Below are 12,839 nucleotides of genomic sequence, written 5' to 3'. Positions count from 1 at the left end.
CCGTTCCGCCCCGTGCACGACACGCGTGGCCACGCATACCGCCATTCGTGTCGTGCCCCTGTTGCGCCATGGATGACACTGCATCAAGTGGCGCACACGCTTCACTCTTGCGGGGGAATCTTCTTGTCGCCGCCGCCCGTGCCCGGCTCCAGCGCGTCCAGCGCGCGGCGCAGGCCGGTCAGCTTCCGCTCCAGATGGGCGGCCGTGGCCACCGCCGCCGCGTCCGCGGACTCGTCGAGCTGCTTGGACAGCGCCTCCGCCTGCTCCTCCACCGCGGCGAGCCGTGCGGAGAGCTCGGCGAGCAGGCCCACGGGCTCCTTGGCGCCGTTGCCGCCCTGCCGCGCGCCCTGTTCCAGCTGCAGCCGGAGCAGGGCGGCCTGCTCACGCAGCTGGCAGTTCTTCATGTAGAGCTCGACGAAGACCGAGACCTTGGCGCGCAGCACCCACGGGTCGAAGGGCTTGGAGATGTAGTCCACCGCGCCGGCCGCGTAGCCGCGGAAGGTGTGGTGCGGCCCGTGGTTGATGGCGGTCAGGAAGATGATCGGGATATCACGGGTACGTTCGCGCCGCTTGATGTGCGCCGCGGTCTCGAACCCGTCCATGCCCGGCATCTGGACGTCGAGCAGGATCACCGCGAAGTCGTCGGTCAGCAGCGCCTTGAGCGCTTCCTCCCCGGACGATGCCCGCACCAGGGTCTGATCGAGCGCGGAGAGGATGGCCTCCAGCGCCAGCAGATTCTCCGGCCGGTCATCGACCAGGAGGATCTTGGCCTTCTGCACCATGGCCCGCCCTCCTCGCCCCGGCACTGCACCGGTCGCCGCCCCCATGGACGACTCCTGAGTGCCGCCCGTCCTTGTGCCGGTCATGGTAGCCGCACCCCGCTGTCCGCCACACCCTGTCACCGCCATGTCACTGTGCACGTAGCAGAAACGCAAGCGGGGACCAGAAGGTTCCCAGAATCCCGCACTCCCACACCTCTTCACACACGCCGAGTCATGGGCGTTCACCGTCCGTTGCCCGGCCGCTCACCCAACGTGGCGTCACCTGGACTGCATCCACTGCTCCATCACCGCGAGGAGGTGGTCGGTGTCCACCGGCTTGGCGACGTAGTCCGACGCCCCGGACTCGATGCTCTTCTCCCGGTCGCCCTTCATCGCCTTGGCCGTCAGCGCGATGATCGGCAGCCCCGCGAACTGGGGCATCCTGCGGATCGCGGCCGTGGTCGCATAGCCGTCCATCTCGGGCATCATGATGTCCATCAGGACGACCGCGACGTCGTCGTGCTGCTCCAGGACCTCGATCCCCTCCCGGCCGTTCTCGGCGTACAGCACGGTCAGCCCGTGCTGCTCCAGCACGCTGGTGAGGGCGAAGACGTTGCGGATGTCGTCGTCCACGATGAGCACCTTCTCACCGCTGAACCCGCCCGCGAAGCCGGTGTAGGCGTCGCTGTGCGCCCCCTCCACCCACGACTCGGGCAGCGCGGCGCGCTCCAACGGCCCGGCGGCCGCGGCGGGCCGCGGTGCCGCGGAACGCCGGCGCAGCCGGGCCAGGCTGCTGCCCGCGCCCCGGCCGCGCATGGCCACGTGACCGTGGGCCGGGACGTGGAACGGCTCGGTCGGCGCCCCCTCGAGTTCCCCGGCCTCGCCGCCGGGGAGCTGCGGGTAGCCCTGCGGCGGCAGTTCGGATGTGTTGAGCGGCAGGTAGAGGGTGAAGGTCGAGCCGCGGCCGGGCTGGCTGTCGGCGTGGATCTCGCCGCCGAGCAGCCGGGCGATCTCCCGGCTGATGGACAGGCCCAGGCCCGTGCCGCCGTACTTGCGGCTGGTGGTGCCGTCCGCCTGCTTGAACGCCTCGAAGATGACCCGCATCTTGCTCGCCGCGATGCCGATGCCCGTGTCGGTCACCGAGAAGGCGATCAGCGGCTCGTCCGCGCCCCGCAGCGAGCCGGACTCCAGCAACTGCTCCCGGATGGCCTGCGGCACGTCGGGCCCGGCCGGGCGGATGACCAGCTCGACCGAGCCGCTGTCGGTGAACTTCACCGCGTTCGACAGCAGGTTGCGCAGCACCTGCAGCAGCCGCTGCTCGTCGGTGTGGAGGGTGGCGGGCAGCTCCGGGGAGACCCGTACGGAGAAGTCCAGGCCCTTCTCCGCGGTGAGCGGGCGGAACGTCGCCTCCACGTAGTCGACCAGCTGGACCAGGGCGATGCGGGTCGGGCTGACGTCCATCTTGCCCGCCTCGACCTTGGACAGGTCCAGGATGTCGTTGATGAGCTGCAGCAGGTCGGAGCCGGCGCCGTGGATCGTCTCGGCGAACTCGACCTGCTTCGGCGACAGGTTGCCCTCGGCGTTGTCCGCGAGCAGCTTGGCCAGGATGAGCAGCGAGTTCAGCGGGGTGCGCAGCTCGTGCGACATGTTGGCCAGGAACTCGGACTTGTAGCGCATCGAGACGGCGAGCTGCTCGGCGCGTTCCTCCAGGACCTGCCGGGCCTCCTCGATCTCGGTGTTCTTCACCTCGATGTCCCGGTTCTGGCGGGCCAGCAGCTCCGCCTTCTCCTCCAGCTCCGTGTTGGACATCTCCAGCTGCTTCTGCCGGTTCTCCAGCTCCGCCGAGCGCTCCCGCAGCTGTTCGGTCAGCTCCTGCGACTGCTCCAGCAGGTACTCGGTCTTGGTGTTCACGCTGATGGTGTTCACGCTGACCGCGATCATGTCGGTGATCTGGCCGAGGAAGTCCTTCTGGATCTGCGTGAGCGGCTGGAAGGAGGCCAGCTCCATCACACCGAGCACCCGGTCCTCGAACACCACCGGCAGCACGATGACGTGGGCCGGCGGCGCCTCGCCGAGCCCGGAGGAGATCCTGAGGTAGCCCGGCGGGACGTCCTCCACCAGGATCGAGCGCTTCTCGACCGCGGCCGTGCCGATCAGTCCCTCGCCGGGCAGGAACACCGTCGGCATCGTCCGCTTGGAGAAGCCGTACGAGCCGGACAGCCGCAGCTCGTAGCCCTCCTCGATCTCCTCCCCGCCGGCCGGCTCCTCCGCGATGAAGAAGGCGCCGTGCTGGGCGGAGACCACCGGGGTCAGCTCGCTCATGATGAGCGCCGCCACGTCGTTGAGGTCGCGGCGGCCCTGCATCAGACCGGAGATGCGGGCGAGGTTGCCCTTGAGCCAGTCCTGCTCCTTGTTGGCGAGCGTGGTCTCGCGGAGCCGGACGATCATGGTGTTGATGTAGTCCTGGAGCTCCAGGATCTCGCCCGCCGCGTCCACGTCCGTACGGATGTTGAGGTCGCCGCGGGTCACCGCGGTGGCCACCTGGGCGATGTTGCGCACCTGACGGGTCAGGTTGTTCGCCATCAGGTTCACCGACTCGGTGAGGTCCTTCCAGATGCCGGACACGCCCGGCACGCGCGCCTGGCCGCCCAGGCGGCCCTCGGTGCCCACCTCGCGGGCCACCCGGGTCACCTGGTCACCGAAGGCCGACAGCTGGTCGACCATCGTGTTGATGGTCGTCTTCAGCTCCAGGATCTCGCCGTGCGCGTCGACGTCGATCTTCTTGGACAGGTCGCCGCGGGCGACCGCGGTGGTGACCATGGCGATGTTGCGGACCTGGCCGGTCAGGTTGGAGGCCATGTTGTTCACCGACTCGGTGAGGTCCTTCCACGAGCCGGACACGCCCGGCACGCGTGCCTGGCCGCCGAGGATGCCGTCGGTGCCCACCTCGCGGGCCACCCGGGTCACCTCGTCACCGAAGGCGGAGAGCGTGTCCACCATGGTGTTGATGGTCTCGGCGAGCTGGGCGACCTCGCCGCGCGCCTCGACGGTGATCTTCTTGGTGAGGTCGCCGTTGGCGACGGCGGTGGCGACGGAGGAGATCGAACGCACCTGGCTGGTCAGGTTGTTGGCCATCAGGTTGACGTTGTCGGTGAGGTCCTTCCAGATGCCGGAGACGTCCCGCACCCGGGCCTGACCGCCCAGCTGGCCCTCGGTGCCCACCTCACGGGCCACCCGGGTCACCTCGTCGGCGAACGCGGACAGCTGGTCCACCATCGTGTTGACGGTGGTGACCAGGGCGAGGATCTCGCCCTTGGCGTCGACGGTGATCTTCTTCGACAGGTCGCCCTGGGCGACCGCGGTGGTGACCTCGGCGATGTTGCGGACCTGCATCGTCAGGTTGTTCGCCATGAAGTTGACGGACTGCGTCAGGTCCTTCCAGGTGCCCGACACGCCCTTCACCTCGGCCTGGCCGCCCAGGATGCCCTCGGTGCCCACCTCGCGGGCGACCCGTGTCACCTGCTCGGCGAAGGACGAGAGCTGGTCGACCATCGTGTTGAGGACGTTCTTGAGCTCCAGGATCTCGCCGCGCGCGTCGACGTCGATCTTCTGGGACAGGTCGCCGCGGGCCACCGCGGTCGCCACCTGGGCGATGTTGCGGACCTGTGCGGTCAGGTTGCCCGCCATGCCGTTCACGGAGTCGGTGAGGTCGCGCCACACACCGGCGACGCCCGGCACCTGCGCCTGGCCGCCCAGCCGGCCCTCGGTGCCCACCTCGCGGGCCACGCGGGTCACCTGCTCGGCGAAGGAGGAGAGCTGGTCGACCATCGTGTTGATGGTGTTCTTCAGCTCCAGGATCTCGCCGCGCGCGTCGACGTCGACCTTCTGGGACAGGTCACCGCGGGCCACCGCGGTCGTCACCTGGGCGATCTGGCGGACCTGCGAGGTGAGGTTGCCCGCCATGAAGTTGACGGAGTCCGTCAGCTCCTTCCACACGCCGCTCACGCCGTCGACGCGGGCCTGACCGCCGAGGCGGCCCTCCGTGCCCACGTCCCGGGCCATGCGGGTGACCTGCCCGGCGAACGAGGAGAGCTGGTCCACCATGCGGTTGACGGTGTTCTTCAGCTCCAGCATCTCGCCGGAGACGTCCACCGTGACCTTCTGCGACAGGTCGCCGTTGGCGACCGCCGTCGTCACCTGCGCGATGTTGCGGACCTGGCCGGTCAGGTTGCGGAACGCGGTGTTCACCGAGTCCGTCAGGTCCTTCCACAGACCCGCCGCACCCGGCACCTGCGCCTGGCCGCCCAGTTCACCCTCGACGCCGACCTCGCGCGCCACCCGGGTCACCTCGGCGCCGAAGGCCGACAACTGGTCGACCATCGTGTTGACGGTGTTCTTCAGCTCCAGCATCTCGCCGGAGACGTCCACCGTGACCTTCTGCGACAGGTCGCCGTTGGCGACCGCCGTCGTCACCTGCGCGATGTCCCGCACCTGGCCGGTCAGGTTGCGGAACGCGGTGTTCACCGAGTCGGTGAGGTCCTTCCAGATGCCCGCCGCACCCGGCACCTGCGCCTGGCCGCCGAGGCGGCCCTCCGCGCCGACCTCGCCCGCGACACGGGTCACCTCGTCGGCGAAGGTGCGCAGCGTCTCGGTCATCGCGTTGACGGTCTCGGCGAGCTGCGCGACCTCGCCGCGCGCGCCGATGGTGATCTTCTGCGACAGGTCGCCGTTGGCGACCGCGGTCGTCACCTGGGCGATGTCGCGCACCTGGGCCGTCAGGTTGCCGGCCATCAGGTTGACGGAGTCCGTGAGGTCCTTCCACACGCCGTCGACACCGGCCACCTTGGCCTGGCCGCCCAGCTGGCCCTCGGTGCCCACCTCGCGTGCGACGCGGGTCACCTCGGCGGCGAAGGAGGAGAGCTGGTCGACCATCGTGTTGACGGTGTTCTTCAGCTCCAGCATCTCGCCGGCCACGTGCACCGTGACCTTGCGCGACAGGTCGCCCTTGGCGACCGCCGTCGTGACGAGGGCGATGTCACGCACCTGGGCCGTCAGACGGGACGCCATGGTGTTGACCGAGTCCGTCAGGTCCTTCCACGAACCGGACATGCCGCGCACCCGCGCCTGGCCGCCGAGCTTGCCCTCGGTACCGACCTCGCTCGCCACCCGGGTCACCTCGTCGGTGAACGTGGACAGCTGGTCGACCAGCCCGTTGACGGTGCGGCCCACCTTGAGGAACTCGCCGCGCAGCGGATGCCCCGAGCCGTCGGCGCCCTGCGAGCGCAGGTCCATCCGCTGCTCCAGGTCACCCTCGGCGACCGCCGACAGCACCCGGCCGACCTCGGACATGGGGCGCACGAGGTCGTCCACGAGCGCGTTGGAGGCGTCGATGGCCGCCGCCCAGGCACCCTCGCACGCCCCCGTCTCCAGGCGCTCGGCGAGCTTGCCCTCGCGGCCCACGACCCGCCGCACCCGCGCCAGCTCCCCGGTGAGGTGCTGGTTGCGGTCGGCGACCTCGTTGAACACCGCGGAGATCTCCGCCATGACCCCGTCGCCGGTGACCGTCAGCCGCTTGCGGAAGTTGCCGTCCCGCATGGACTCCAGCGCGGACAGCAGCCGGTGCAGGGCCGCCGAGTCGACCTCGACGGTCCCCGTACCGGCCCCGCTCTTACGCGACCGCGCGTTCTTCACCCGTGCGGAACCGCCCCGCTTCGCCGCGGATGCCGCGCCGCCTCGCGCCGATGCGCCAGACTCCACCGTGTCCCTCCCGGAGGGTCGACCGACCTGCAGGTGCCTCGTTCAGACATGACCAGTGTTTCACCATGCCCGGGCCCGGCCATAACAGTTCGGCAGCATCGCATATGACCGGCGTCATGATCGGGGCAGGAACACCCCCAACCGGCACACACGCGGTCGCCGGGGGTAAGTAACCTGGCATGCGGTTGCCCACCTTGGGCCGGGCGTACACCTCGAAGTGGGGGCCGGTGGTGACAGTACAGCGGACGACGAATGGTGACGTCCCGGGACAAACAAGGAGATCTGTGATCACGGCGCGGGCAGCGGCCACCTTCGAACCCGTGGGACGCTCGGTCGCCACCGCACGCGCGTTCGTCCGCGACACGCTCCAGGGCTGGGGCTTCTCCGAGGTGGTCGACGACGCCGTCGTGCTCACCAGCGAACTCGTCACCAACGCCGTGGTGCACGCCGGCACCGCCGCGGACGTCCAGTGCCTGCGCTACGAGTCCGCCGTGCGCATCGAGGTCGCCGACCGCTACCCGGAACGTGAGCTTCCTCTCCACGACGCCAAGAAGCAGATCCACCCCGACCACGAGGGCGGCCGCGGGCTGCTCCTGTGCTCGGCGCTGGCCAGCCGCTGGGGCGTGGAGTACACCGCCGCCAACAAGCACGTCTGGTTCCGCCTGGAACTCCCCCAGCGCCCCGCCGGCACCCGTTCCGCGGGTCCCGCCCTGCCCGTCCAGGCGCTCCCGCTCGCCGACGAGCGGGTCCGCGTCGCGGTCGTGCAGGTCGACCGCGCAGGCATCATCACCCGCTGGAACCAGGACGCCGCCGAGCTCTTCGGCCACCTCGGCGAGCAGGTCACCGGCAAACCGCTCGGCGACTTCGCCGCCTGGCCGCAGACCCCCGGCACCGGCCACGGCATCGCCGAGGCCCTGCGGCTGTCACGCTGGGAGGGCAGTTACGGCATCCGCGGCGCGGACGGCCGCATCCTGCCCGTCTACGGCGCGCACCTACGGGTCCGCGACTCCTCCGGCGAGCCGTCCACCGTGTGCCTGCTGGTGCGCGAGGACGAACGCGCCGTCCTGCAGAACCCCGGCCGCGGGATGATCTCCGTCGAGGGCGGCGTCGAACGCGGCAAGGCCGTGGACCCCTTCGAGTCCTTCATCGGCTCCCCCGCCCCCGACGACCTCGACGGGCTGCTGCAGCGCACCGTGGAGCGGGCCCGCGACATGCTCGACGGCGACGCCGCCTACCTGCTGCTCGCCACCGACGACGAGACCGAACTCGAGGTGCGCGCCTCCACCGGCCTGCCCTCCGCCCGACAGCGCTTCGCACGGGTCCCCGTCGAGGCCGGCACCGGCCGCTACGGCAGCGCCCGCATGCCCGCAGTCCACGAGGACCTCACGGCGGTGCCGGGCGCCGTCCCGCTGCTCGCCGGCACCGGCATGCGCTCGATCGTCACCGTCCCCCTCAAGGTCGAGGGCCGCCTCACCGGCTCGCTCGGCGTCGCCGCGGAGAGCCCCGGCCGCTACACCAACGAGGAGGCGCTGCGGCTGCAGTTCGCCGCCGACCGCATCGCGCTGGCGGTGGAGAGCGCCCGCCTCACCGAGCTCGAGCGGCTGCGCCGCGGCTCGTTGTCCTTCCTGGTGGAGGCCTCCGACCTGCTGGCGGGCACCCTGGAACGCGACCAGACGCTCGCCCTGATGGCCCAGATGACCGTGCCCACCCTGGCCAGCTGGTGCGCCGTCTACACCATCGCCGACCAGGCCTCGGAACCCGAACTCGCCTTCGTCCTGCACGAGGACGAGGACCGCATCGACGGCATCAAGGCCCTGCTGTCCCGCCTCGCCCCGCCCGAGCCCGATCCCACCCCCGGCGCCCGGGTGTGGACCGCCCCCGCCGACGCAGCGCACTCCACCGCCCTGCGCGCCTCCCTGCGCAGCCTGGGCCTCGGCGAGGCGGGCCGGCCCGCCACGGGCCCCGGCACGGCCCTGGCGACCGCGGCCGCGGTCGGCGGCGAGACGGTCGTCCTGCCGCTCGTGGCCCGCAACCGCGTCATCGGCATGCTCACCCTCGGCAGGTCCGCCGACGAGCGCTTCCGCCAGGAGATCCTCGAACTCGCCGAGGACCTGTCCCGCCGGGCCGCCCTCGCCCTGGACAACGCCCGCCTCTACAGCGAGCGCACGGCCATCAGCCAGTCCCTGCAGCGCAGCCTGCTGCCGCCCGGCCTGCCGGTGATCCCCGGCGTCGAGGTCGAGGTCGTCTACCGCGCCGCCGGCGAGGGCAACGAGGTCGGCGGCGACTTCTACGACGTCTTCCCCATCCGCGACGGCTGCTGGGGCTTCGCCATCGGCGACGTGTGCGGCACGGGCCCCGAGGCCGCCGCCGTGACCGGTCTCGCCCGCCACGCGCTGCGGCTGCTCGCCCGCGAGGGCTTCAGCGGCCCCTCCGTCCTGGAACGGCTCAACGCGGCCATCCTGGACGAGGGGGCCCGCAGCCGCTTCCTCACCCTCCTCTACGGCGAGATGTGGCCGCAGAGCGACGGCAGCGCCGTCCTGAAGGTCGTCTGCGCCGGCCACCCCCTGCCGCTGCGACTGCGGCAGAGCGGCGTCGTGGAAGCCGCCGCGGAACCCCAGCCGCTGCTCGGCGTCATCGAGGACCTCGAACTCGTCGAGCAGACCGTCACCCTCGACCCCGGCGACGTCCTGCTCTGCGTCACCGACGGCGTCACCGAACGGCGCGAGGGCACCCGCATGCTGGGCGACGACGGCCTCGCCGACGTCCTGGCCACCTGTACGGGCCTCACGGCGGGCGCCGTGGCGGCCCGCATCCAGCGGGCCGTCGAGCGCTTCGCCTCCGACGCGCCCTCCGATGACATGGCCATCCTCACGATGCGCGTCCCGGAACTGCCCGCGTAGCGGCGACAGTCCGCGAAGGGGAAGGGAAACGAGAAAGGCCCCCGCCGGATGGCGGGGGCCTTTCCTCATCAGAGCCCCAATACGGAATCGAACCGTAGACCTTCTCCTTACCATGGAGACGCTCTGCCGACTGAGCTATTGGGGCGCGTCGACGTGAAGGATCTTAACGCATCCACGCCCCGGTTCGGAAATCCGATCGACGCACGGCCCGACGGGAGCGCCCGGCTTCAGAGCAGTCCGCCGAGCGTGTTGCACGCCACGGCCATCCGCTCCAACTCCTTCTCCGTCAGACCCGGGTGGACGGGCAGGGACAGCGTCTCGCCGGCCGCCTTCTCCGTGCGGGGCAGGTACGAGCTCGACCGGTACTCCGGCAACCGGTGCACGGGGGTCGGGATGCTCACGTTCGCCTGCACGCCGCGCGCGGCCAGGGCCATCGCGAACGCGTCCCGGTCCGGCCGGCCGTTGCCGGGTATCCGCACCGTGTAGCGGTGGTAGACGTGGTGCGCGCCGGGCTCCACGTACGGCACCAGGACACCGGTCAGGGCCGAGTCCAGGTAACGGCAGTTGGCCCGCTGCCGGGCCACGGAACCGGCGAGCTTCGCCAGCACCCCGCGGCCCGCGGCCGCCTTGCCGTCGGTCATCCGGGCCCTGGCGTGGGCCGTGTCCCGAAGCCTCTTGACGGCACCGGCCAGTTCGGGGTGCTCCGTGGTCACCACGGCGCCCTCCTCGACGGCGAACACGCTCAGCGCCCCGTAGGTGCCGACCCGGCGGCCGGCCAGCGTCGCCGCCTGGGCCTGGGTGGCGTCCTCGACGATCGCCAGGCCGTGCCGGGCGGCGATGTCGGTGATCTGGTCGACGGCGGCGGGGTGTCCGAAGAGGTGCACCGGCAGGATCGCCACCGTGAGGGGCGTGATCGCGGCGGCCACCGCCTCCGGGTCGAGGCAGAACGTCAGCGGGTCGATGTCGGCGAAGACCGGCACCGCACCGGCCAGCCGCACGGCGGCCGCGGTCTCCACCGGCGCGAACGACGGCAGGATCACTTCCTCGCCGGCACCGATGCCGAGCGAGAGCAGCGCCAGATGCAACGCGGAGGTCGCCGAGTCGACGGCGACGGCATGACGCCCGTCCACCGCGGACGCGAACTCGTCCTCCAGCGCGGCTACTTCAGCACCCTGAACCAGAAACTGCTGCATCAGGCTCACCTCCACTTACCCGTTCCGGCAAGGATCACCGCAGCCGGTGATGCGTTGCTGATCTGAACATGAACAGCGGGTGTGGATACGCCAAAGAGCCGTGCCCCCGGACTGGGTCCGGGGGCACGGCTACTAAAGATTGTTCGGCGGCGTCCTACTCTCCCACAGGGTCCCCCCTGCAGTACCATCGGCGCTGAAAGGCTTAGCTTCCGGGTTCGGAATGTAACCGGGCGTTTCCCTAACGCTATAACCACCGAAACACTATGAAACTGTCGAACCAACGGTTCGTTGTTTCAGAACTACACAGTGGACGCGAGCAACCTATGGACAAGCCCTCGGCTTATTAGTACCGGTCAGCTCCACCCATTACTGGGCTTCCACATCCGGCCTATCAACCCAGTCGTCTACTGGGAGCCTTAACCCCTCAAGGGGGTGGGAGTCCTCATCTCGAAGCAGGCTTCCCGCTTAGATGCTTTCAGCGGTTATCCCTCCCGAACGTAGCCAACCAGCCATGCCCTTGGCAGGACAACTGGCACACCAGAGGTTCGTCCGTCCCGGTCCTCTCGTACTAGGGACAGCCCTTCTCAAGACTCCTACGCGCACAGCGGATAGGGACCGAACTGTCTCACGACGTTCTAAACCCAGCTCGCGTACCGCTTTAATGGGCGAACAGCCCAACCCTTGGGACCGACTCCAGCCCCAGGATGCGACGAGCCGACATCGAGGTGCCAAACCATCCCGTCGATATGGACTCTTGGGGAAGATCAGCCTGTTATCCCCGGGGTACCTTTTATCCGTTGAGCGACGGCGCTTCCACAAGCCACCGCCGGATCACTAGTCCCTACTTTCGTACCTGCTCGACCCGTCAGTCTCACAGTCAAGCTCCCTTGTGCACTTACACTCAACACCTGATTGCCAACCAGGCTGAGGGAACCTTTGGGCGCCTCCGTTACTCTTTAGGAGGCAACCGCCCCAGTTAAACTACCCACCAGACACTGTCCCTGATCCGGATCACGGACCGAGGTTAGACATCCAGCACGACCAGAGTGGTATTTCAACGACGACTCCACAATGGCTGGCGCCACTGCTTCAAAGTCTCCCACCTATCCTACACAAGCCGAACCGAACACCAATATCAAGCTGTAGTAAAGGTCCCGGGGTCTTTCCGTCCTGCTGCGCGAAACGAGCATCTTTACTCGTAGTGCAATTTCACCGGGCCTGTGGTTGAGACAGTCGAGAAGTCGTTACGCCATTCGTGCAGGTCGGAACTTACCCGACAAGGAATTTCGCTACCTTAGGATGGTTATAGTTACCACCGCCGTTTACTGGCGCTTAAGTTCTCAGCTTCGCCCCACCGAAATGGAGCTAACCGGTCCCCTTAACGTTCCAGCACCGGGCAGGCGTCAGTCCGTATACATCGCCTTACGGCTTCGCACGGACCTGTGTTTTTAGTAAACAGTCGCTTCTCGCTGGTCTCTGCGGCCACCACCAGCTCAGGGAGCAAGTCCCCTCACCAACAATGGCCCCCCTTCTCCCGAAGTTACGGGGGCATTTTGCCGAGTTCCTTAACCACAGTTCACCCGAACGCCTCGGTATTCTCTACCTGACCACCTGAGTCGGTTTAGGGTACGGGCCGCCATGAAACTCGCTAGAGGCTTTTCTCGACAGCATAGGATCATCCACTTCACCACAATCGGCTCGGCATCAGGTCTCAGCCTCATGAGTGGCGGATTTGCCTACCACTCGGCCTACACCCTTACCCCGGGACAACCACCGCCCGGGCTGGACTACCTTCCTGCGTCACCCCATCGCTCACCTACTACTGGATAGGTTCAGCGGCTCCACCACTCCCCATCACTCCGAAGAGATCAAGGGCGGCTTCACGGCCTTAGCATCACCAGATTCAGCGCTGGCGCTTCAAAGCGGGTACCGGAATATCAACCGGTTGTCCATCGACTACGCCTGTCGGCCTCGCCTTAGGTCCCGACTTACCCTGGGCAGATCAGCTTGACCCAGGAACCCTTAGTCAATCGGCGCAAGAGTTTCCCACTCTTGTATCGCTACTCATGCCTGCATTCTCACTCGTGAACCGTCCACGACTCCCTTACAGGGCCGCTTCACCCGGCACACGACGCTCCCCTACCCATCACAGCCTCCGTTGGGAGTATTGCTGCAATGACACGACTTCGGCGGTACGCTTGAGCCCCGCTACATTGTCGGCGCGGAAT

Annotated in this window: 4 protein-coding genes, 1 tRNA gene and 2 rRNA genes (1 of these 7 running past the window's edge); 1 reads left to right on the top strand and 6 read right to left on the bottom strand. The window is 68.6% G+C overall.

What is annotated here, in order from left to right:
• Nucleotides 1-101 precede the first annotated feature (101 nt).
• On the bottom strand, nucleotides 102-782 hold the full coding sequence (locus AC1VWI_RS31425) for a response regulator (protein WP_431965404.1): 681 nt from the start codon (nucleotides 780-782) through the stop codon (nucleotides 102-104).
• Nucleotides 783-1,040: 258 nt separating this feature from the next.
• On the bottom strand, nucleotides 1,041-6,518 hold the full coding sequence (locus tag AC1VWI_RS31420) for a HAMP domain-containing protein (RefSeq protein WP_499514356.1): 5,478 nt from the start codon (nucleotides 6,516-6,518) through the stop codon (nucleotides 1,041-1,043).
• A gap of 284 nt (nucleotides 6,519-6,802) precedes the next feature.
• Between AC1VWI_RS31420 and AC1VWI_RS31415 the strand changes: the two genes are divergently transcribed.
• Complete coding sequence (locus AC1VWI_RS31415) at nucleotides 6,803-9,418, top strand: SpoIIE family protein phosphatase (RefSeq protein WP_499514355.1); 2,616 nt, start codon at nucleotides 6,803-6,805, stop codon at nucleotides 9,416-9,418.
• Nucleotides 9,419-9,490: 72 nt separating this feature from the next.
• Here AC1VWI_RS31415 and AC1VWI_RS31410 read toward each other — a convergent pair.
• The 4 genes from AC1VWI_RS31410 to AC1VWI_RS31395 form a co-directional block, all read right to left on the bottom strand.
• A tRNA-Thr gene (locus AC1VWI_RS31410) sits at nucleotides 9,491-9,563 on the bottom strand.
• An 82-nt stretch (nucleotides 9,564-9,645) separates the two neighbouring features.
• A complete protein-coding gene (locus AC1VWI_RS31405) occupies nucleotides 9,646-10,611 on the bottom strand; it encodes a DegT/DnrJ/EryC1/StrS family aminotransferase (protein WP_499514354.1) in 966 nt (321 codons plus the stop codon).
• 141 nt (nucleotides 10,612-10,752) lie between these two features.
• A 5S ribosomal RNA gene (gene rrf / locus AC1VWI_RS31400) occupies nucleotides 10,753-10,869 on the bottom strand.
• Between the two features lie 65 nt (nucleotides 10,870-10,934).
• Nucleotides 10,935-12,839, bottom strand: a 23S ribosomal RNA gene (locus tag AC1VWI_RS31395) (it continues 1,216 nt past the right edge of the window).

This window comes from Streptomyces sp. TOM-9 (assembly GCF_056858595.1).
Note: the sequence above shows the minus strand (reverse complement) of the source record. Positions and strands in the feature narration are given on the sequence as shown.

What these genes read in the sequence shown, in the direction of transcription:
- AC1VWI_RS31425 (WP_431965404.1), bottom strand. Translation starts at nt 782, where the DNA reads ATGGTGCAGAAGGCCAAGATCCTCCTGGTCGATGACCGGCCGGAGAAT.
- AC1VWI_RS31405 (WP_499514354.1), bottom strand. Translation starts at nt 10,611, where the DNA reads ATGCAGCAGTTTCTGGTTCAGGGTGCTGAAGTAGCCGCGCTGGAGGAC.